This window comes from Vagococcus sp. WN80Y (assembly GCF_059621045.1).
In genome coordinates this window covers 14,468-37,241 of record NZ_JCAQHY010000154.1, presented here as the reverse complement: position 1 = coordinate 37,241, position 22,774 = coordinate 14,468, and the positions used below count along the sequence as shown (strand labels likewise).

Below are 22,774 nucleotides of genomic sequence, written 5' to 3'. Positions count from 1 at the left end.
CCGAATCATTCGGTTACGAAGTATTAACTTTTAAAAATATACGCGTCTTCTATTTAAATGTCAAAGTAATTGCATAATAATCAAAAAGACCTGGCCGAAGTCGTTCTTACTTTTGCCAGATCCTCTAACGTCTCTATTTAAATGTTCGGGTTGCTGTCACAGCTTTTTTCCAGCCTTCATATAAAGTTGCTCTTTCTGTCTCTTCCATGTTTGGATAATATTCTTGGTCTAATTGCCAATTTTTTTGAATATCCTTAAGATCTTGCCAATATCCTGTCGCAAGGCCAGCTAAATAAGCGGCTCCTAATGCCGTCGTTTCACTAACTTTAGGGCGGCTGATCTCAAGATTCAAAATATCACTTTGAAACTGCATAAGAAAATTATTTTTAGCTGCTCCACCATCTACTCGCATACTTGTAATAGGCATCCCTGAATCTTGAAGCATCGTTTCCATAACATCCTTGGTTTGATACGCAATTGCCTCTAAAGTTGCTCGAATCATCACTTCTTTGGACGTCCCACGGGTCAACCCAAAAATCGCGCCTCTTGCGTCAGAATCCCAGTGAGGAGCACCTAACCCCACAAAAGCCGGCACGACATACACACCATCTGATGACTCTATTTTTGAAGCAAAGCCCTCTGTTTCAGACGCTTTTTCAAACATCCTCAAACCATCGCGCAACCACTGTATGGCCGAACCAGCCACAAACACACTCCCCTCCAATGCATATTGAACCTCTTTACCAATGCTCGCTGCAATAGTTGTAACCAAGCCATGCTCTGAATGGATTGGTTTATTTCCAGTATTCATCAAAATAAAGCAACCTGTACCATAAGTATTCTTAATCGATCCTGCCTCAAAACAGTTTTGACCAAATAAAGCTGCTTGTTGATCTCCCGCAACACCAGCAATCGGAATTTCTTGACCAAACATATGATAACTAACCGTTTTACCATAAATTTCTGAAGATGGTCGAACCTCTGGCAAGATGTTAGTTGGAATATCTAGTAGGGCTAAAAGTTCATCATCCCATTTTAATTCATGAATATTATAAATCATCGTTCGCGAGGCATTTGTAAAATCTGTAACGTGGACGGAGCCGCCCGTTAGCTTCCAAATCAACCATGAATCTATGGTACCAAACAATAACTCACCCTTTTTAGCCCGCTCACGTGCTCCCTCGACATTATCTAATAGCCATTTTATTTTAGTTCCTGAGAAATAAGCATCAACACGTAATCCAGTCTTTTTACTAATCAACTCTTCATACCCATCAGCAATGAGCTGATCAGCAATTTGACTAGTCTGTCGAGACTGCCAAACTAAGGCATGATAAATGGGGACACTCGTTGCTTTATCCCAAATGACCGTTGTTTCTCTTTGATTAGTAATCCCAATAGCTTCGACCTGTTGAGGCCGTGTGTCAGACTCAATTAGCACTGAGGCAATCACTGTTTGAACCGTCAGCCAAATCTCATTTGCATCATGCTCCACCCAGCCCGGTTCTGGAAAATACTGAGTAAACTCTTTCTGTGCCGTGTGATGAACCTCACCTTTTTTATTGAATAAAATAGCTCTAGTACTAGTTGTTCCTTGATCAATTGCTAAAATAAAGCGCTCGTTACTCATCTCACTCATCCTCTCTTTACACTCAAGCTCACCTTACTATTTCCTCATTTATTACCTATCTTCATTTACCTATCTATACTTAAATAATACTATAATTAGTCTCTGAAATGTATCACAAAATTGGCGACATTTCTAGCAAAGCATGATTTTCCCCTCTAGCCTTTAATTATTATTTACACTCAAAAATCGACTATCTACTTTCCTTCTATTGAACTCACTTGAAAAGAATAGTAAAATTACATTGATTGATCTTTTTATTCATAATTGTCATTATTCGAGCAATCTGTAGCATTATCTTTCATCAAAAACACATAGTTTTAATTAGAAAAGGAGTATCTTAATGGCTAACAGTAGTATCAAAGATTGGCTTTTGCGCTTTATCAAAGGCATGTTTATCGGTTCTGGTTTTATTTTACCTGGTATTAGCGGAGGGGCATTAGCCGCTGTTTTCGGAATTTATGAGCGAATTATTTCATTTCTTGCTCATATCACAAAAAACTTTAAAGAAAATGTCTTATTTTTCATTCCCGTTGGATTAGGAGGTTTAACCGGAGTCTTCCTTTTATCTTTCGCTGTCAGTTTTCTTCTAGGTAATTATGAGAGTATCATTCTCTGGTTCTTCGTTGGATGTATCATCGGTACTGTGCCAACTCTTTGGAAAGAAGCAGGCAAGCACGGGCGCTCGACTACAGATATCATCATTATGGGCGTGACATTTGTTTTAGGTTTGATTTTTCTTCTTTATGGTAAAAATCTTTTCTCAGGTAGTGTTGAACAAAACTTTTTCACTTGGATGATTGCAGGAGCACTTATCGGCCTTGGGATTATTGTTCCAGGCTTAAGTCCCTCTAACTTCTTAGTATATATGGGGATGTACAAAGCGATGTCAGATGGCATCAAGACAGTCGATTTTGGCGTAATTATCCCTATTGCTATTGGTGGTCTAGCCTGTGTTCTATCACTCTCAAAAGTAATGGATTACATTTTTAGTAAGGCTTATGCCAAGTTATTTCACTTTATTCTCGGCATTGTCTTTGCCTCAACTATCATGATTATTCCAACTGACTATAGTACCTTTACATTAGCTAACTATGTAGCAAGCTTTGTACTATGTCTTGCTGGTGCTGCTCTTGGGTGGTGGATGAGCCGTTTAGAAGAACAATATAAAAATGACTAATCTAATAAAAATAATGCTGAATCAATTGATTCTGGCATTATTTTTTTCTTCTCTTTTAATTTTTTCTTAAAAATACACTCACAATCATCTTTTAGACTAGCATAACAAGCAAACATTTAGCTTTTTACTGAAAATCACGTTATACTATTTCACATAGTAAGCGCTATCTATAACTACTATAAAGCGCAAAGAAAGGATGTTTCAAATGGAAATTTTCATTAAACTTGCTCCAACAACTGAGGGTTACTTTGCTAAGATAGATAAACTTCCAGCTTTTGAAGTCCACGGCTATAATAAAGAGGCTATTTTGACTTTATTACCTGAAGCTTTGAGACATTTCATTTCTGAATGGGAATCAACCACAGAACCAAAATCATTGACTTACCAAAAGGAATTTCCCTTTATTCAGCGAATCAGATCACGTGGCTTTTACCAATCAACTATTTACCGCATTCAGGATGTTCTGAATCAAAAACAAGTTGAGACCCTAGACTTAGAATTAATTCACTGTTTACAAAGAAAAGATTATGAGGACTTACTTGCTAAAGAAGCCTATGCTTAATCAAAAAAACGTCACGAGTCTGTTACTGACTTCGTGACGTTTCTTTAAAAAGAGGAGCCCGGCTCCTTCAAAAAGGCTATTTCTTCAACAGTTGATGGTCGATTAAGCAGAGAGTTCCGATGAGGGTAACGACCAAAACGAAGCAAAATATCTCGATGACGATGCTCAAACTCTAAGTTAGCTTCAAGCCCCTCTTCAGCAAAACACTTTAGAGCTTCTTCATGAATCACTAATGATTCAGAATGCATTAAAGGCATATAGATAAATGATCGTTCAATTTGAGATAATTTTGTTACCTCTTCAGTAGCTAATGCTTCTTGAGTCAAAACCAAAGCCATTCCATCGTATGCAAAGGATTGAGGGCTATTACGATAAATATTACGAGAAAATTGGTCCAATACAATTATTTCCGCCAGACGACCTTCAATACTCTTTCGCCAATTAACGCCTTCCCCTTGAGCAATTTTTTGATGAAGCTCACCAAACCGTTCACGAATAATTGCATCAAACTCGTTGTCCTTCTTAAACCACTGACTTTCCTCAACTTCGTTGAACCAAAACTCTAAAACGTCCTGCGCTTTCATATGTTTCACTCCTGTTCTATTATCTAAAAATTTATTTTCTCATTTCTTTATTATAGAGCTTTATTTTCAACTCAACAATAATTAGGTCTTCATCTATATTTTGGTCTCAGTTCAATAAGCTGTAATCAAAGTGAACAAAATAATTCAATAATATGGGTGTTTTTATAATTATCTTTCTAATTCAAAAGCCTGATATGTCAACTGATACAGAATAATTCCCAATTTTCACCATCAGTCTTAGACGAAATAGTTAATTTTAGTATGTTATTAGATCATTGTTTATGTTAGAATGAGAACGTAGTATTATTTTTTAGTGTACGATTAATGAATAATGCTGCAAATAATTAAAAAGGAGGAAGAAAATGAAGAAATTAATGAGTTTACTGGTAGTTGCAATTGTTGCATTAGGCTTTGCACCATCAGTACTTGCAGCTGGTGCTATCACAACTGCAGAACAAGGTATTTTGAATGAGTTAAATGCAGGTGTTACTGCTGGTGGAGGTACTTTCTACTTTGCCGCTTCTGACATCGCTCAAGCTGAAAATGTATTAAAAGCAAATGACTTTAATGCAGCGACAACTCAAACAGTTATTGGACATATCCAAGCTGCACGTCAATTAGTTTTAGATAATTCTAAAGGAATTACTGCAACTAGCTTGAATAATCTTTTAGCTCAATTACCAAAAGCTATCCAAAATCAAATTTGGGACCATATCATTGCTGCTGCAAATGCATTAGATTTAGCAATTGATGCTAATGGTACAGTTGTAAACAAAGCGGGTAAAACAGTTGTTGTTCCAACAACTAAAGCAAATCCAGTTGTTAAAGCTACGGGTGCTGACTATACAACTAGCTTAGTAGTATTTGCGTCACTTATGATTGTTGCACTTGGTGCTGCAGTTGTAGGTAAGAAATACTCTGCTGCCTAAACTTTAATGAACAAAAAAATGATATGGGCATATTTATATATGCCCATTCTTTTTGTTATCATCGGCTATGGAACGCTTTACCTCGTTTTAGCACCCGTTTTAAATTTTGTGACTTCCTCTGTCAATTTAATTTTATTAAACGAGGCTCCTACTTTTGATGACAAAACAGATACATTGTTTGACGAAACCAAAGCGGCGGAACCACAAGTCGATACATCGCAAACAATTCCATCGACTAAAATTGATTATCCCTCTATTGGAGATGAATATGGCCAATTGTTGATCGATAAAGTGAAGATTAAATCAAAGCTTACCTTCGGAGATCGACCAGAGGATTTACGTACAGGCGTCGGACATTTTAATGGCAGTGTTTTTCCTGGCGAAACTGGGACAACCTTAATTGGTGGACACAACACAACGGATTTAGGTATGATGAATCTCGTCGAAAAAGGCGATGAAGTCACTGTCCAAACCCATTATGGTACCTACGTATATAAAATAACTGATAAAAAAGTGGCACGTTTTGACGATCCCACAGCAATTGCTGCAATTTTTGCAAAACGAGAAGGTCATCATTTGATTCTCTATACGTGTTACCCAGTTGACATGATTGGCTTAACGGACGATCGATTATTCGTCTATGCTGATTTAGTCTCTGGTCCACTCATTGATCCAAATAATTAAATGAGCCGTTTAACATGTACCAAACTAGGCAGTGAACTTACGTTACCTAGTCATTGGAGCAATAGAGAAAAGGAGACACCTAATGAAACCAAAGAAAAAGATCATTCGTAATCTAGCCGTGGGCTTCATCGCCTTTATGTGTACCACATTATTGGTTGGTCTATCCATGATTTTACTTGTTGAAAACACATTATTTTCAGCGTCATTTCTAAATAAAGCCGCTGTTAAATCAGATTATTATTCTGAATTATCAAAACAAATCAACACTCAAATTCAAGACTTTGGCCTAGGTAGCGGAATTCCACCAACTGTTCTTGAAGATGTTGTGAGTCCACAGCAAGTTCAAAAAGACTTTGAAGCATACACATATCAAGCTTTTTATGGGACAGATATTACCATTGAAAAAGAGCCTTTTTTAGAACAGCTCAAAGCCCCGATAATTGCCTATGCAAATGAGCAAAGTCAGAAATTAACAGAAGAAACTCAAACTGGGATTGATCGATTTGCAGAGCGATCTTATGAAGCGTATAATGATTTTGTCAAGCTGCCTTTTTTACCTGCACTTGGTCAAAAGATTCAAGTATTTTCTAATAAACTGACACTATTTAAAGTTGTTTTGGGAAGTAGTTTTGCTTTATTATTGATATTGATTATCTATTTACTACATTGGTGGTGGCACCGATTGATTCGTTATCTATCGTTTATCTTAAGCGCCAGCGGTCTTATGCTAATTATTGTACCAGCGCTTATATTAGCGAATGGAATGATTAAACGAATTTCTGTTTCGTCAAAACCACTTTACCACTTACTAACGACTTACCTAACTAACAGTTTAGTTACCTTTATAGTCGTTGGCTCAGCTTTTCTTGTTGCATCACTCATATGTGCCGTGTTCTCTCAAGTCTTGAGAAAACACAGCTAAGAGTAAATAAAAAACGTGTTTCCATAAAGAGGAAAACACGTTTTTTGTTTACTTTTTATTAATTAATCTTGATAGTTAGCAACATAGTCAGTAATTTCTTGTAAATATGACGCCTTTTTATCAGCATCTAACCAACTTATTGCAAACGAATTTTCAACCAATAGTACGATATCTGCTGGTGTCATCTCATAGTTTTCAGCTAAAGTAAACAAGTCATCAGAGATGTAACTTTGAAAATAAGCTGGATCATCAGAGTTTACAGTCACTTTTACTCCTTCTCGCAATAATTGCAAGATTTCTTTTCCCTTCATGTCTTCGACGACAAAACCATTCGAAACTGGACAACAAGTTAAGCCTATCCCTTTTTCTTTCACATATGCAACTAACGCAGGATCTTCAACAATATTTGTCCCATGATCCAACCGCTCAACTTGAATGTCTAATAACGCTTCACGTATATTGCCGATTGAGTTTTCTTGATCAATATCACAATGCATAGTAATGTGAAAACCCGCTTCTTTTGCCTTCTTGAAGACTTCTTTAAATTTCCCAGGAGGATTCCCATGTTCATCTGAATCTAGACCAATCCCTAAAATCTTATCCTGATAAGGTAAAGCTTGATTGAATGTTTCCATAGCAGATTCAGCTGACATATCTCTCAAGAAACACATGATTAACGCCGTTTCAATTCCTAGAGTCTGACTCTCAGTAATTGCTCGGTAATACCCGTTAATAACTGTTTCAAAAGCTACTCCGCGACTAGTGTGCGCTTGTGGATCAAAAAACAGTTCCGCATAACGAACATTATGAGCCTTTACTTTAGTTAAGTAAGCCATTGCTAATTGATAAAAATCATCTTCATCTTGTAACACATTCATTGCAGGATAATAGACATTTAAAAAAGAGGGTAATGAGTCAAATTGGTAACTTTTTTCAATATCTGAAATAGTAGTTTGGCCAATATCAATATTATTTTTTTTGGCTAGAGCTAACTTCAAATCTGGTTCCAAAGTTCCTTCTAAATGTAAATGTAATTCTGCCTTTGGCATTCCTTTAATAAACTCTTTTGTAATTTTCGTTGGCAACATCTTTTGAATCTCCTTTTCAAATTAAGTTTTCACTTAATGATGACATACACGAACTTTTTAGTCAACATAAACATAATATAACTGTAAAAAAATATCGATAAAAATAAAAAGAGAGAATTACATTTAAACATTAGCTAAATAACGAACTTTAACTTCCTCTTAATTATCACGAAAAAGAGCTGGTAACCGTTTTCGTAACACATGTAATACCTGATAACCTACCAACACACCAACAACCGAGCTAACAAAAAAACTACCGACCAACAAATAAAACGGCATCGCTAATCCTAGCATATACCTAGCCAACAAATATGAAACAAAGGTCCCAATCACCCCAGTCCCAATAATCTCTGCCAAAGATCCAAGAAAGAGATTTTTAGTTCTCTGGTAAACAACACCCACTAAAACTGCACCTATCATGCTACCAGGAAAAGCCAATAAAGTTCCTGTTCCAGCAATATTTCTCAAGGTTGAAGTCAAGAAAGCCTGAGTAATTCCATACCACGGCCCTAAAGCTACGCCTGTTAGCAAATTAACTAAGTGCTGAACTGGTGCCACTTTTACAACGCCGACAGTAAAACTAAAAAAACTTCCTCCAACAAATGCCAACGCAGCTAGACAAGCAGTATAGCTAAGCTTTTTTATTTTGGTTTGTCTCATTGAAGCCCTCCTCTCTTTCGCCTGACATCCTGTTTATACGTCAATTCCCAAAAAGCCCATTCGGACTGACTACTGATCAACAATGCTTTTTTCATTTTCCTATGCTGGTACCCCTTCGCCTGCCGTAAGCCTCTCTCCTCTTGAAATAATTTCTCAGAAAACATCTTCTTCCTCCATTCATTCAATTAATTGCCCCTGGAGTCTGCCCATTCGATCTTTATTGACTCTTATGTAAGAATGCAACAAAAAGAGGCCGGAACATCAGTCCTAGCCTCGCTCAATCATACAAATAATTCATGATAGACGGGATCAAAAAATTTCCGCTCACTTACCAACTAAAAGCAGAGCGATTTTTCTCCCCTTCTGGAAATAGCTAAATAATCATTCAAACATCTAACAGTCTTTTTAGTGACTTTCCCTTCGCGAGTCCTAACTCTCAGGTTCAAAGGGTCCGTTGATATCATCAATCATCTCAGTCTTTCTACAAAGACACCCCTAGCAATTGGTTATAGTATAACACACAAAAATTAGGACTGTCTACCACAACTAGCTTATGTCTTATTGAGCAGATAATGATAGACATCTTGAGGGCTACGACTATTATCCAATAGCTCATAAAAAGCAGCATCATCAAGTAATTCAACCAATTCAGCCATCGCGTTTAGGTGTCTATTATTGGCCGTTGCAGCTAAACAAAATATGTACTTAACTGGATCATTTTCTTTGCTGCCAAATTTTATAGGATAGCTGAGACTCGTGATACTGATCCCAAGTTGCTCAACCCCATCGACTGGGCGAGCATGAGGAAGGGCAACATGCTTAGCAATCACCATGTAAGGCCCCTCCACCTTGGTATTTTCAACAATCGTTTCAATGTATTGTCGCGAAATTCGCCCTTGTTTTAAAAGCGGAGCCCCTGCCACACGAATTGCTTCTTCCCAATCGCGAACAGCAACATCTAATTGAATCAACTCCGGAGCCGTAATTTCATGGAGAGCTGGCTCCACAACTAATAACGCCTCTTTCTCACTCGTTGGCATCATGCTATCATACAACTCTTTTTCTAATGCCACACCATTATGAATGGTGGCATGCTTCTCCACAACTTCTAAGATTGATTTGACACTTGGTAGTTGAAAACCAAGGTTCCCTAATTGGGAATAAACATCACTAATCAACCGATATTTTTCCGCAGTCGTCATTATCGGGCTGACAATATAAACAGGCTTTTTAGTATAGAATAACCGAATATTAGGAACTGTTGAAAAGATCAAATCGTAGGAATCTGCCAAATTATCGATAGCATTAGTTTCCATCGGCCCGATAAAAGACAGCTCTGGAAACAGTGTCTTCAATTCTGTATAGACAATAGATGAACTTCCGATCCCATTAGGGCACACAATTAAGGCCACTTTTTGAGGTTGCTTAGCTTCTTCTAAACTTGCACTTAATGACGCAAAATGCATCGTTAAAAATGCAATCTCCTCCTCTGGAATCGGATGTTCAAAGAGGGAAGCAATTGGTTTTAAAGCCTCCTCAACAATATTAAATAACTCACTGTACTCTTTTTTTATCTTACTATGAAGCGGATTAACAATCGGTAACTTGAAATAGAGACGATAGTATGCAGGCCTTAAATGAGAATAAAGTTGATTTATTACTTGCTCACGATGATTGAAGCGAATACCCGATAAGGCTTCAAAACGCCTCATAATTCGCTTAACTACCTCCATAATAATCTCATAATCTTTTGTCATTGCATCGGCACTCCCCATTGAAAGGCCAAGTATCCAAGCACCAATATAAATAGCAGAAAAATCATCATGATTATCAATTGAAGCTAACAATCGTTTAGAAAACTGATACTCTTTCATCGCTATCATAGCTGGTAAATGAAACTTTTCCGCTCCCTCTGCTGTTTTTAACAGCAGACGTTTCTCAAGAAAAATGAGCGTATAAATAAATTCTGTCAAACGATTTTCTACAAATGTGAGCTGATACTCCTTTAAAAAAGGCGTCATTGCCTCTTTAGTCTGGCTAAAGTCAGGAATACCGTTCTTGGCTATAAAATGATCGTAAATGAAGGTTGTGTTATGTTCCGTCGAATCCCAAATCAGCATTTTCATTAAATGGTAGCGAATATCAAATTCATTGCCAACAATTTGATACCCATTTTTACGAGAATAGACAATCGCAAGATTTTCTTTTTCTAAAATAGTATTTAAATTCTTTAAATCTGTTAAAATGGTCGTTTTCCCCACACCAAATGCTGTCACAAAGTGATTAATCGAAAAATAATCATCAAAATAATAGAATAAAAGCAAAAACAAATATTTTCCACGTTCAGTCGCATTCATCACATACTCATTTGTATATGTCTCATCAACTAAGAGGGATAGCAGCCGTGCCTTCATATCAGAAGAAACGAGTATTCGATTTGTCTCGATTATCAAGCTACAATTATGACGCTCAAAAAGCCCCTCATTAATTTTTTCTAAGGTATATTCTAATTGACGTTTTGTCAAACCAGTCTGACTTTCTAACTCAGCTATATCATGGCGTTCTCTCTCAACCAAAATCTTCATCAATCTTCGAGATCGTTCATCGGTCACTTCTATTCTCTCCCCTTAATAAAACGTCAAAGCACTGCCTAAAATTGATTGGCAATGCTTCGCTCATTGTTTCTTTATAGAATATTGAATTTTAAACGATAAATCAACGTCTGTCAATTGAGTTTAGGACAGATGTGATTGACGATACGCCACAACTGCTTCTCGCAGGCGAATCGCGTTTTCTGTAATCTGTTGTTGACTCCCTTTTGTTAGCAACCCACCAACACCCATACACTCGACTCCGGTTGCTACCCATTCAGCAACATTCTCTATTGTCACTCCACCAGAGGACATAATTGGCATATAAGGTATCGGTGTCTTAAACGTGCTAATCAAACTACTACCATAGAAGCTTGAAATAGGAAAAGCTTTTACCATTGCAGCTCCAGCTTCCATCGCTGTCAGCATTTCCGTTACACTCGTGCATCCAGGCATATAAGGGATCTGATACCGATTGGCCAGCTTACAGACGTTTTCTTGATAATTTGGTGCGATAATAAATTTAGCCCCAGCTAAAATAGCTAATCGTGCTGTTTCCGAATCTAACACTGTTCCCGCACCAACCAATAAACGATCCTGATATTTTTTAGTTAGAAAGCTGATAATTTCTCCAGCATTTGGCAAGGTATAACTAATCTCTAAACAATCAACGCCACCAGCTAAGCAGCCCTCAGCAATTTCCACAGCTCGTTCTTCTGTCTCCACGCGAACAATTGCCATGATAGCCGTTTCTTCAATTCGTGATAAAATTTGATTTCGATACATCCTAATCCTCCTATAATTCGTCGTACTCACGCTGATAAGTCGCCATGACTTCTGCGATTTCAGCCAACTTATCCTCTTCTAATGGCAATACTGGTAACCGAGCCGAGCCAACCTCTATTCCTTGAAGACTAATTGCTTCTTTTAAAACAGAAGGCAACGTGCCAAACTTCAAGATACGTCGAAATTCCTCTATACTTTCTTGCATTTTTTTTGCCTCACTCAACTCACCTGCTTGCCAATGATTGTAGATAGCAACATCTATAGTCGTCAATACATTAGACGTCGCAGCTACAGCACCTGTTGCGCCAATCTCCAAAGCTTTTAAAATAAGGGAATCTGATCCTGACAACACATCAAAGTCTCGTCCTTTAGTTGCTTCTATATAGCCACGAATTGTTTCCAATTCCCCACTACTATCCTTAATTCCAATAATATTAGGGTGTTGTGACAAAACAGATACAACATTCTGGCTAATCATCGTTCCAGTATTTTTAGGAATATTATACAAAATAATTGGGAGACTAACCTCATCAGCAATTGCTTGATAGTGAGCAATCAACTCATTGTCAGTTAAGCCAACAAAGTATGGATTAATCACAGATAGAGCATCCGCTCCGATTTCAGCCATATCTTGAGATAAACTAATAACCTCCTCTGTGCGATTGCCCCCAGTCCCTACATAAACTGGTACACGTCCAGCGGTAAGCTCTACAACTAATTTAGCAAAGGCGATTTTTTCGTTCCTTTCCATCACATGAAATTCACCATTCGTTCCAAGAATAAATAACCCAGAAACCCCATTTGTTACCAAATGATTAACGAGATCAGCAGTGGCTTCTTGGTTAATCTGTTGGTCTTCTGTAAATGGAGTGACCATTGCCGTAATGATTCCTTTTAATTCCATGACCATTCATCTCCCCTTTAGGTTGTTTGCTCGTCCAAAATTGCTTGACCAAGTGCTCCTCCCGGATGCCATTTAACATACTCCGTAGCAGTTAACCCCTTTACCTCTTGTAGCAACACACTTAACGCTTGAAGAATCGTCACTTCAACAATGATTGAGGCTCGCGGTGGTTTATTTAAGCGATCCCCTTCATGAGCCACACTAGCAAGTAAGGTGCAATCACTATTTTTCGATAACCATGACTGCTCTCCACCTGTAACAGAAATTATTTTGGCACCATTTTGTTTTAGCGTTGTCACTGTCCGCTTCAATTCTTCTGTTTCACCGCTATTTGAAATTGAAATAACAACATCTCCCGCTCTCACTTGTCCAGCCGAACCATGAATGGTCTCAGTTGCATCTAAAAAATAAGCCGGAGTTCCGGTTGAGGACAGCAAGGACGCCACATAATACGCCACATGACCAGGTTTTCCAATACCTGTAATATGCACGCGTCCCCCTTGATTTTCAGCTGTCAAAATAATATCTCGAGCGGCTTCCAATGTTGGCACCGACAATTCATTAATAAATTTATCTAACTCTTCAGATAGATTTACTAAAAATTGTTCTAGAACCATGCTTTCTTTTGTGCTCATCTTTTTTCCTCCATCAGCTTAATTCAATCCAACAGTGGGACAAAAACTAGATAAACAAACCTAGAGAATTCTTGCCATCACAGCTTTTGTCTCCTGTTGATCATAATATTCTGTAAGACCATAAGTCTTACGAGACTTATCTAAGAAAAAATACTAAGAATTTTTTCAAGTAAAATTCCGATAACATTGTAATCAATATTAGGGAAGGTTGATCCTTCCAATCCCATACTTCCATAAATCGGATATAGAACTGTTGGCAAGAATGCCAACAGTAACCCTACAACAAACGAGCCTGCTACAGCACCACGCCAACCACCTGTTGAATTCCCAAATACACCAGCAGTCCCTCCAGAAAAGAAACAAATGTGAGCCGCAGGAATAATAACAACTGGAAATTTAAAGATAACCATTACTAAAACACCAATTAAGCCTGCTGCATAAGCAGATAAAAAGCCAACAATTACAGCAGTAGGCGCATATGGGAAAACAGTCGGTACATCTAAAGCTGGGCGAGAATTTGGAATAAATCGTTCAGAAATTGACACAAATGCTGCCGTAATTTCTGCCAAGAACATCCGAACACCAGTCATTAAGATTGACATCCCCGCTGTGAAAGTAAACGCTTGAACCATTGGGAATACTAACCAATGAGTCGTTCCAGCCAATTCTTGAGTTACATCGCGTCCTGCTTTTAGTGCAGAAATGTAGAACAGAATTAACATAATAACCGCAACACCCATTAGGAAATCCCTAAAGAACGATAACCATTTTGGAAAGTTGATATCTTCGGTACTCTTATCTTCATATTTACTGAATAGCTTGCCAATATAGCCTGACAAAGCATAACCAATCATATTAAAATGACCAATCGCCGTTTCATCGCTATCAGTAATTTTGCGCATAAACGGTTGACATAATTGTGGTAACGCAGCAGAACAAAATCCCAGAATAGTTCCCCCAAGAAGGATCGCTGCCATATCAGAAATGCCAAAAGATTTAATAATCAATGACAGAACACAAGCGAAAAACAAACTATGACCTGTTGTAAAGAAAATATTCTTCATCGGTGTAATACGGGCAAATACTAAGTTCATAACAAACCCTAAAATTAACGTACAAGATGTTACAAGTGCGTACTCAGTCTGAGCCATAGCAGTCGCAGCTTCTGGCGATGCCACTACTCCGACAATATTAAAACCTGTTTGGAACAATTTATTAAAGTTTTGTAACGCGCCAGTCATCAATCCTCCACCAGCACTGAAAACCATGAAACCAATGATTGTTTTAAAGGTTCCCGTTAAAATCTCCGTTCCAGTTTTCTTTTGAGCGATTAAACCAACAAACGCCACAATTCCAAGTAAAACTGCCGGTGTACTTAAAAAGCTAATCGTAAAATTCATCTATTTTTCTCCTTTTACTCCCTATTGATTTAAAAATGCCTGTAACTTGGTGACGATTTCATTCTTATCTACGATATTATCAATTCCAATTATAGTCTGTTTCAAGCCTTTATTGCTTAATTCTTCCGCCACATCTGATAAAGTAATTAATAAATCTCCATCAAAACCTGGAACTGCATCTAAGGAAGAATGTTCAACCTTAATTGGTAAGCTATGCTCCTTGATTACCTGCTCTGTTTTAATTTTTAACATCAAACTTGACCCAACCCCTGCACGACACGCTACTAATGCTTTATGCATATTTTCTCCTCTTTCCATTTCCAAGTGACTTCTAAAATTGACTTAGTCGTCTATTACTTGTTAGTTAGTTGATTCATTAGCGATGATATAAGCTAAAATATCTTTAGGATTTTTAGCCGTATCCAACATCCTATAAAACTCTTCATTACTTAATAGCTCCACTAATTCAGCCATTGACTGAAGATGTGACTCACTATCATTTGCGCTCATACAAAATAAATACTTCACAGGATCATTTGCTTCATTCCCTGAAACTACCGGTGTTTTCAAGGTCATAATCCCCATTGCTGGCTCTAAGGCACCATTTTCAACTGGTGCATGAGGCAAGGCAACATGCTTAGTTATCACAATATAAGGCCCGATGGTTCGTGAGATTTCAATAATTTTCTCAACATACTCTGCTGTGATTTTTTTACCTGTAAGTAGAGGGGTTGCTGATTGTCTGATCGCCTCTTCCCAATTTTTTACCTCAACATTCAATTGTATAAATTCTTCTTTAATCATTTTGCTTAACAATTTGCAACACCTCATTAATTTTTTCAAGCGTACGACTTGATAGCCTTCTTACATTCTCAATATAACTTTTCTGATTAACTAATTCAAACAGTTTTGATGCCTTCTTTTGTGCGAATGGCAAACAAAAAGCGAGCTTAATCAGCAACTATTTTCTCTAATCTCAGCCCTTTTTAACAAAACGCTCTCTAATTTAGTTTTAGCTCCCCACTTCTCAACCTTTTAGCAAAACAAGGGCTCAGTTCATGTGGCAACCAACTTATGATAACTACTCTCAACCATTAACCTTTTCATGAAACTATCATTATTTGATGAAAATTTCAAAAAAAAAAACGAGACAAAAGTCTCGTCCTCGTTGTTTTCACGTATGTTATGTGACAAACGCGCTCCAAAAATCTGCTCACTATACTTCGCTTCATTGTCCTAAACTTCTAATCAACTAAAGTTTCAAGCCATCATTCTTTGAGCTTTAGCCCTTAGAAATGAGTGGCATCGAGGAGAGTTAAGGTATCGAAGTTTACGTAGCGCTCTGAGCAAAACGACTTTATGTCCCAGCTTCCTTCTTCTTTCAACTAAATTCTCGATGTCGATCTGCAAAGAATTGCTGATACATCCGAACATTTTCTAACTCTGTCCACCGACAGACTGTCATTCCTGGCTTGTCTAGGTTGTAAATAGTTGCTTCTAGCGAGCCTAGCAGGAAAGGAGAATGACTAGCAATGATAAATTGGCAGTTTAAAAATCGCGCCATCTCTGCAATCTGTTTTGCTAACTTCAATTGATTGCTCGGAGATAGTGACGCCTCTGGTTCGTCTAAAAGATATAAACCATCAGCACTAAGATAGTCTTCATAGACTTGGCTAGCAGTTTCACCATTTGAATATTTTTCCTGGGCAAATAACTGTCTATCAATTTGTCTGTTCATCTGTTTAGAACCATCATGAGCCTTCAATTGCTCTTTTGTCATGCCCATCTTTTTTCGTTGATACAAATACCCTTCTCTTAGAATAGCTTCTTGTTGAATTTTTTTTATTTCATATAACACATCTTCACTTTTTAGATAATAACTATTATCAGGTACAGCCAGCTCTTTGCCCGTTAGTTCGTCCAGTTCAAAACTAACATAGCTTTCATCACTAAACTTTGAAAAATAATCAGTCATTCCCCAAACCTTTGGTGGCTCTGCTCCGGTTATCTCTAGCTTATTTGCTAACAAATTCAACAAACTTGATTTTCCAGAACCATTATTTCCATAAAAAAAAGTGATAGCATCTAAAACAATCACTTCGCCAGCGTGTTGTTTAAAACAATTGTAAGGATAGATATTAGGATTTTCAACCTCTTCCGATGACAACTGAACACTTCTAAGGTAACGCATAGCCTATTCACCTCTCATAAAAACAGCTTTTCTTCATTATATCAATTAATCAAATAAAGTGGCAAAAAAATAAGAGACTGTGACATAGATTGTCACAACCTCTTTGTTAAACATTTCAATAAAATTAAATAAAATTGACCGTCTCCACTACCTCAATAGCCGGATCAAGTGACTGCATAACCGGGCAATTTTTCGCAATTAATTTAAGACTACGTATTGCCCTATCTTGCAACTCTGGCGCAACCTTAACATCAAAGACCATCTCAATCTGCTTCACAGGTTCACTCTGACGGTCGGGATCTCGGGTATACTCAATTGTCACTCGCTCAAATGTATGAGGAACTTTTGAATTCTTCAAAATCGTTTGATAAACATACGCTCCACATGCCCCTACAGCCGCCACCAAACTTTGAACAGGTGAATAGCCATACTCTTTCAGCATCACCCAATTTCCTGTCGCAACGGGTAATTCCATTCCTTTTTCTCCTTGAACTAAAACCAGTTGATTGTTACTCATGTATCGTTCTCTCCTTTGCTACAAAATGATCTGGTTCAACTTCGACCCAGTCTAAATCCTTTGATGTATCAATACCTTCCAGACTCAACTCACTCCCATTAGCATAAGCTTGTCGCGCCTTAATCGGATCAGCTATTGGAATAGCTGCTAATAACCGCTTCGTATAAGCATGCTGAGGATTGTTAAAAATCCGATCAGTTGGTCCTAACTCAACCAACTTCCCTAAATACATCACCGCAATACGGCCAGAAATATAGCGAACCATAGATAAATCATGAGAAATAAATAAATAAGTTAAGGTCCATTCCTTTTGTAAGTCCATTAACAGATTGATAATTTGTGCCTGAATAGACACATCTAAAGCGGAAATAGGCTCATCACAAAGAATAAATTCTGGATTAACCGCTACTGCTCTAGCTATGCCAATTCTTTGCCGTTGACCACCACTGAACTCGCGTGGATATTTATGAATGGCCGCCCCAGTTAAGCCCACCTGATTTAGCATTGCTTCAGCCTTTTTTCTGGCCTCCTGCTTATCAAAAAGCAAGCTTAAAGGTTCAAGAACCTGCTCTAATGCCGTTAGTCTTGGATTTAATGAAGAATAAGGGTCTTGAAAAATAATCTGCATGCGTTGATGAATACGTTGTCGATCTTTTTTAGATAACTCACTGATCAATTGACCGTCAAAATAAATCCGCCCCTCATCAATCTCCTCAAGCTGTAAAATACTTCGGCCTAATGTTGTCTTACCGCTACCCGACTCGCCTACTAATCCCAAAGTTTCCCCTTTACGAATCGTCAGAGAAACATTGTCAATCGCTTTAACAATGGTCTCTGTTTGTCCGAAGGCATTCTTAACTGGAAAATATTTTTTTACTTGCTCTACTCTAACTAATTCTGTCATCAGTTGCCCCTTTCTGTAAGACTCTGTGCGTTCTTGTTAGGCTCACCATCTGACCTTTTTCGCTAGTTGCCTGTTCTGCATGATGATTTCCTAATGAATAAAGCCGCTCGCCTTTTTCACCTGTTGGAATTGCTTTTAGCAATTCTTTAGTATAGGCATGTTCAGGGCTATAAAAAATTTCATCCGTTGTTCCCTCTTCTACAATCTGACCATCGTACATTACTTTGATACTCTGACACATCCCAGCAACAATCCCAAAATCATGTGTTACTAGGATAACTGACAGCTCTTCTTCTTGCTGTAGCTGACGAATCAAATTCAAAATTTGCGCTTGGATGGTTACATCTAAGGCAGTTGTTGGTTCATCAGCTATGAGTAGCTTAGGCTTAGCTAACAGTGCCATCGCAATCATAATTCTCTGACGCATTCCTCCAGAAAGTTCATGAGGATATTGAGTCATTCGTTTTTCTGGCAATAAAATTCCCACTTTTGTTAATTCAGCAATCGCAGTTGTCTCTGCCACCTTCTTAGAAACCTTTTTTTGACGCTGAATAACTTCAATCAAATGATAGCCAATCGTTCGTAGTGGATTTAACGCTGTCATCGGGTCTTGAAAAATCATTGCAGCAGGTAACCGTTCCTGTTTATCGGCCCCACGCTTACTACCATCAAATTCAAAATCATCGTAAGTTAACACGGCATTTTCAGGTAGGATATTCATGAGCCCCTTCATCGAGATACTCTTTCCACTGCCAGACTCACCTACGATTCCAACTATTTCACCTTTAGGAATCACTAAATCAATGCCATGAATAATCTCTTGGGTTGGTTCATCTTTTTTTTCAAAATTGACTGACATATTAGTCATCGTTAATAGTGTCTCAGCCATCATTATCCCTCCACCAATGTGACATCACGTAAAAAATTGCCCAAACTATTAAATGAATAAACCGTTAAAATAATAAACACTCCCGGGATAATTGCCATATACGGAGCCTGCTGCAAGCTGCTTTGAGCATTTTGCAATAGACTTCCCCATGAGGCAACAGGCGGTTGAATCCCTATTCCTAAGAAACTTAAAGCTGACTCCGTCATAATTGCCCCTGAAATACTACCTGTAGCAGCAACAATCAATGTCGAAAGTACCGCTGGAAAAATATGGCGGCGAATGATTAGAAACTGTTTCTCACCAATAAATTGCGCGTAAACAACGTACTCTCGTTCTTTCGCAGATAAGGTCTCTGCCCTAATTAATCGAGCAATTGGCATCCATGAGAAACACCCTATAACAAAAATAATCGTTACTAAACCCGGTTTTAATAAAACACTCAAGACAATTACTAAAACTAACCAAGGAATAGAAGATAGAATATCAACAAATCTCATTAAAACATTGTCAACCCAACCACCAAAATAACCAGATACAAGGCCAACAAAAGTACCAATAAAAGTTGAAGCTAGCATCGCTAAAACCCCTACCAATAATGAAATTCGACCCCCATAAATCACTCGAATAAAGTAATCACGACCAATTTCGTCTGTACCAAAAATATGCTTTAAACTAGGCGTTGCCGACATATTTGCCACATCCGTTTGGTTAGGATCAATTGGAATCAGCGGTGCTAAAAGAGCTAGTATGATTAAGAGGCTTAGGAAAATAATCACAACCCAATAACGTGGTTGACGACGCAAGACCTTTTGCCATTTCTGACTTAATTTCATTTGGCGCCTCCTTGTCTGATTCGTGGATCCACGATTGTATATAAGACATCAGAAAGTAAATTTCCCAAAATAACTAACGTCGCAGAAAGTAGCATCACTGCCATGATGACAGGATAATCTAAACTCTTTGTAGCAGTCATTAAGAACGGACCAATCCCTGGCCACCCAAAAATACTTTCCGTAATAATCGCACCAGTTACCAACATCGGTAACGCTAAACCAATTTGTGTGACAATCGGTAGTAAGACATTTTTACTAACATGTCTAAAGAATATCTCTCTTTTAGAAGCTCCAAACGATCGTTGCACCGTTACATAATCTTCCGATAATTGAAGTAAGGTAGATGAACGGACATAGCGCGTTAAATCTGGAAAAAATGCCACTACTAAAACGATATAAGGCATAATAAAATGCTGTAAAAAATCACTAAAAGAGTTCTCTAGCCCAACTGTGTGCATCCCGATGATGGGCAATAAATCAAAGCGATATCCTAATAAATAAATCAGAATCATCGCAAACCAAAATGTTGGCATTGAAATGCCAACCGAACAAATCCCATCAATCAACCGATCCAAAAATTTGCCTTTATTAGCACCTGCTACTAAACCAAGAATGATAGCAAAAATCAAAGCCGTAACGTACGCCGGTAAAATTAATTTAATCGTATTAGGGATACGCGTTACCAATTCTCCACCAATACTTGCTTGACTGACTAAGGAATGACCAAAGTCACCACTAATAATTTGTTTTAGCCACAATACATATTGAACTAAAAAAGGTTGATCCAACCCATAACGAGCACGCATAATATCAATTGTCTCTTGCGACATATTTGGGGTAGTAATCGCATCAATTGCATCATATGGTGCAAGATGGATCATTGAAAAAACGATAAAGGAAACGACTAACAACAAAGGAATAACTTGTAGTATTCGTTTCGCTATATACTTAGCCAAATTGGCTCACTCCTCTCATAAAGACCACTTAAACACTAAGAGCCGTCAATCATCACATTAAACAAGAAAAAGCTTCACAAGTCGCTGTTCTATTCTGAGCAGACACTAGGTCTTAGGAAACTCAGCGCTTTACGGCCTACTTATGAAGCTTTACAGATTTATTTAATGGTTAATTTTGATACATCCTCAAAGGTATAGATTGGCACTAAGCCTGCTTCTTTCACATTAGATATAGCCTTATTAACAGCCAAAACTTTACGGCTATCGACGATTGGATAAAAAGTAGCATCATCTGCTATTTGCTGTTGCAACTCTTTGTAGATGTCTTTACGTTTAGCTTCATCCAATTCAACCGCTCCCTCATTAAACAACTTATCCGTCGCTTCACTCTTATATTGGAAGTAGTTAGCTGAACCACCTGTGGCAAATAAAGCCGAGTACAAATCTGGATCGTTCCCCATAATATAGCCCCCCATGAAGAGGTCATACTTAGTAGAATCAGGTTTTTTCAGTTCAGCAAAAATTGCTGCACCGTCACCACCGGCTAATTCTACCGTGATACCAGCTTTTTGTAATTGTTGCTGAATTAATGTAGCTTGAATCGTTTGAACAGGGTCCTCAGAAGAAAAAGCTAGATTCAATTTAACTTTATCAACTCCCGCTTCTTTTAATAAGCTTTTTGATTTTTCAACATCCGTTGCATATTTTTCAACATCGTCTGTTGAAAAAGGATTAGCTGGAGGTAAGATTGAATAAACATTTTCATAATATTTATCAGATAAATAGCCTGCTTTGTTCAACTCATCTTTATCCAGTGCATACAGCACAGCCTGACGAACTTTAACGTCCTTAAGCGCTTCTGAGCTGTTATTTAAGCCCATATAGCCTACACGGTTTTCACTATATTCATACGTATCTAAATCAGCCTTGCCTAATTCTTTTATATCATTTGGTAAAACAAATGACGCATCAACCTCACCTTTTTGTAAAGCAAGTTTTGTCGTATCTGCATTGCCAATAATTCGTAATGTTACTTTTGGAATAGAAGGTTTGCCACCATAATAGGAATCATTCGCTTCAAATTGTAAATACTCACCACGTTTGTAAGTCATCAATTTATAAGGACCAGTCCCAACTGGATCAGCTTTCAATTCATTTCCTGCAAAATCAGTTTCATCTTTAAACACATGCTCTGGAATAATATAGGTTTCTGTTGCAATGTTATTAATTGCTGCAGCACTTACTGATGGCAACTGGAACTTAACGGTTGTATCATCAATTTTTTCAACTGCAATTGGTTGATCGCCTACCCATAAACTATCTGAATTACCATTTTCTTTTTTCACCTTTTGTTCATAAGTAAAAACAACATCATCCGCTGTAAACGGCTCACCATCTGACCACTTAACATCAGCTTTTAGCTTAACAGTCAACGATTTACCATCTGTAGCTGGTTCAAGGCTCTCTGCTAACTCCATCTTTTGTGAGCCATCTCCCTCAATCCTAACAAGTGGTGAATAAACCATGTTAGTCGCCGTTAAGCCCCAGCGATCGCTTACCGTGATCGGGTTGAGCGATGTCGGATCACCATTAATCGCATAGGTGAACGTGTCTTTGTCTTTCTTTTCCTTTGTTGCTGAACTTTTGTCTGTATCAGAACCTGTTCCACAGCTGGCCAAAACTAAACCTGCCACTGCGAGTGCTCCGAAAAGCCATTTTTTTTCCATCAAATCTCTCCTTTTAGGATGATTAATTGATTTAAAGGATCTTTTAATCATTTATTTAATAACAGCTTTCAGTATAGCCAATAAAGTAAGGAATCGTCAATTAAATTAGCCTGAATTTGGTGATAAATTGTAAGTAATTTTCTTTCACTAATTTCAACGCAGAAAAAAACAGACTTTAGGTTCCCTTCATTAATAGATGTAAAAA

Annotated in this window: 24 protein-coding genes; 5 read left to right on the top strand and 19 right to left on the bottom strand. The window is 37.8% G+C overall.

Features of this window, described 5'->3' with window-relative positions; translation table 11 throughout:
* Positions 1-133 precede the first annotated feature (133 nt).
* Positions 134-1,630, bottom strand: coding sequence for a glycerol kinase GlpK (gene glpK, locus AC5KOD_RS12220; protein WP_496914850.1), 1,497 nt, complete (start codon positions 1,628-1,630; stop codon positions 134-136).
* 340 nt (positions 1,631-1,970) lie between these two features.
* Between glpK and AC5KOD_RS12215 the strand changes: the two genes are divergently transcribed.
* The gene (locus tag AC5KOD_RS12215; RefSeq protein WP_496914849.1) at positions 1,971-2,807 is read left to right on the top strand and encodes a DUF368 domain-containing protein; all 837 of its coding nucleotides are present in this window, start codon (positions 1,971-1,973) and stop codon (positions 2,805-2,807) included.
* A 205-nt stretch (positions 2,808-3,012) separates the two neighbouring features.
* The gene (locus AC5KOD_RS12210) at positions 3,013-3,369 is read left to right on the top strand and encodes a hypothetical protein (protein WP_496914848.1); all 357 of its coding nucleotides are present in this window, start codon (positions 3,013-3,015) and stop codon (positions 3,367-3,369) included.
* A gap of 44 nt (positions 3,370-3,413) precedes the next feature.
* On the opposite strand, the gene AC5KOD_RS12205 is transcribed toward AC5KOD_RS12210, so the two are convergent.
* A complete protein-coding gene (locus tag AC5KOD_RS12205; protein ID WP_496914847.1) occupies positions 3,414-3,953 on the bottom strand; it encodes a DUF924 family protein in 540 nt (179 codons plus the stop codon).
* Positions 3,954-4,327: 374 nt separating this feature from the next.
* On the opposite strand from AC5KOD_RS12205, the gene AC5KOD_RS12200 reads away from it, so the two are divergent.
* The 3 genes from AC5KOD_RS12200 (at position 4,328) to AC5KOD_RS12190 (ending at position 6,488) form a co-directional block, all read left to right on the top strand.
* Positions 4,328-4,882, top strand: coding sequence for a hypothetical protein (locus tag AC5KOD_RS12200; protein WP_496914846.1), 555 nt, complete (start codon positions 4,328-4,330; stop codon positions 4,880-4,882).
* Between the two features lie 18 nt (positions 4,883-4,900).
* A complete protein-coding gene (locus AC5KOD_RS12195) occupies positions 4,901-5,566 on the top strand; it encodes a class D sortase (protein ID WP_496914845.1) in 666 nt (221 codons plus the stop codon).
* Between the two features lie 82 nt (positions 5,567-5,648).
* Positions 5,649-6,488, top strand: a complete 840-nt coding sequence (locus AC5KOD_RS12190; protein WP_496914844.1) for a hypothetical protein — start codon at positions 5,649-5,651, stop codon at positions 6,486-6,488.
* Between the two features lie 62 nt (positions 6,489-6,550).
* Here the strand turns inward: AC5KOD_RS12190 and add are convergent, their stop codons facing one another.
* The 17 genes from add to AC5KOD_RS12105 form a co-directional block, all read right to left on the bottom strand.
* The gene (gene add / locus AC5KOD_RS12185; RefSeq protein WP_496914843.1) at positions 6,551-7,576 is read right to left on the bottom strand and encodes an adenosine deaminase; all 1,026 of its coding nucleotides are present in this window, start codon (positions 7,574-7,576) and stop codon (positions 6,551-6,553) included.
* Positions 7,577-7,735: 159 nt separating this feature from the next.
* Complete coding sequence (thiW, locus tag AC5KOD_RS12180) at positions 7,736-8,236, bottom strand: energy coupling factor transporter S component ThiW (protein ID WP_496914842.1); 501 nt, start codon at positions 8,234-8,236, stop codon at positions 7,736-7,738.
* On the bottom strand, positions 8,233-8,400 hold the full coding sequence (locus tag AC5KOD_RS12175; protein ID WP_496914841.1) for a hypothetical protein: 168 nt from the start codon (positions 8,398-8,400) through the stop codon (positions 8,233-8,235). Before AC5KOD_RS12175 ends, thiW begins: the two co-directional genes overlap by 4 nt.
* A 387-nt stretch (positions 8,401-8,787) precedes the next feature.
* Positions 8,788-10,848: a BglG family transcription antiterminator gene (locus AC5KOD_RS12170; protein ID WP_496914840.1), complete on the bottom strand. Its 2,061-nt coding sequence runs from the start codon at positions 10,846-10,848 to the stop codon at positions 8,788-8,790.
* A gap of 123 nt (positions 10,849-10,971) precedes the next feature.
* On the bottom strand, positions 10,972-11,613 hold the full coding sequence (locus tag AC5KOD_RS12165; RefSeq protein WP_496914839.1) for a beta/alpha barrel domain-containing protein: 642 nt from the start codon (positions 11,611-11,613) through the stop codon (positions 10,972-10,974).
* Positions 11,614-11,623: 10 nt separating this feature from the next.
* Entirely contained in the window at positions 11,624-12,517 is an 894-nt protein-coding gene (dapA, locus tag AC5KOD_RS12160) for a 4-hydroxy-tetrahydrodipicolinate synthase (RefSeq protein WP_496914838.1), read from the bottom strand.
* Positions 12,518-12,534: 17 nt separating this feature from the next.
* Positions 12,535-13,152, bottom strand: a complete 618-nt coding sequence (locus AC5KOD_RS12155; RefSeq protein ID WP_496914837.1) for an SIS domain-containing protein — start codon at positions 13,150-13,152, stop codon at positions 12,535-12,537.
* A gap of 140 nt (positions 13,153-13,292) precedes the next feature.
* Entirely contained in the window at positions 13,293-14,552 is a 1,260-nt protein-coding gene (gene ulaA / locus AC5KOD_RS12150) for a PTS ascorbate transporter subunit IIC (RefSeq protein ID WP_496914836.1), read from the bottom strand.
* Positions 14,553-14,573: 21 nt separating this feature from the next.
* The gene (locus tag AC5KOD_RS12145; protein WP_496914835.1) at positions 14,574-14,852 is read right to left on the bottom strand and encodes a PTS sugar transporter subunit IIB; all 279 of its coding nucleotides are present in this window, start codon (positions 14,850-14,852) and stop codon (positions 14,574-14,576) included.
* Positions 14,853-14,912: 60 nt separating this feature from the next.
* Positions 14,913-15,368 carry a PTS sugar transporter subunit IIA gene (locus AC5KOD_RS12140; protein WP_496914834.1) on the bottom strand — a complete coding sequence of 152 codons (456 nt, stop codon included), beginning with the start codon at positions 15,366-15,368 and terminating at the stop codon, positions 14,913-14,915.
* Positions 15,369-15,933: 565 nt separating this feature from the next.
* A complete protein-coding gene (locus AC5KOD_RS12135) occupies positions 15,934-16,743 on the bottom strand; it encodes an AAA family ATPase (protein WP_496914833.1) in 810 nt (269 codons plus the stop codon).
* Between the two features lie 124 nt (positions 16,744-16,867).
* A complete protein-coding gene (locus tag AC5KOD_RS12130; protein ID WP_496914832.1) occupies positions 16,868-17,260 on the bottom strand; it encodes an OsmC family protein in 393 nt (130 codons plus the stop codon).
* A complete protein-coding gene (locus AC5KOD_RS12125; RefSeq protein WP_496914831.1) occupies positions 17,253-18,164 on the bottom strand; it encodes an ABC transporter ATP-binding protein in 912 nt (303 codons plus the stop codon). Before AC5KOD_RS12125 ends, AC5KOD_RS12130 begins: the two co-directional genes overlap by 8 nt.
* Positions 18,148-19,053 (bottom strand): ABC transporter ATP-binding protein, encoded by a 906-nt coding sequence (locus tag AC5KOD_RS12120; RefSeq protein WP_496914830.1) that lies wholly within the window; start codon positions 19,051-19,053, stop codon positions 18,148-18,150. Before AC5KOD_RS12120 ends, AC5KOD_RS12125 begins: the two co-directional genes overlap by 17 nt.
* 2 nt (positions 19,054-19,055) lie before the next feature.
* Complete coding sequence (locus tag AC5KOD_RS12115) at positions 19,056-19,886, bottom strand: ABC transporter permease (RefSeq protein WP_496914829.1); 831 nt, start codon at positions 19,884-19,886, stop codon at positions 19,056-19,058.
* Positions 19,883-20,842 (bottom strand): ABC transporter permease, encoded by a 960-nt coding sequence (locus AC5KOD_RS12110; protein WP_496914828.1) that lies wholly within the window; start codon positions 20,840-20,842, stop codon positions 19,883-19,885. Before AC5KOD_RS12110 ends, AC5KOD_RS12115 begins: the two co-directional genes overlap by 4 nt.
* A gap of 158 nt (positions 20,843-21,000) precedes the next feature.
* Positions 21,001-22,569 (bottom strand): ABC transporter substrate-binding protein, encoded by a 1,569-nt coding sequence (locus AC5KOD_RS12105; protein ID WP_496914827.1) that lies wholly within the window; start codon positions 22,567-22,569, stop codon positions 21,001-21,003.
* Positions 22,570-22,774: the final 205 nt, after the last annotated feature.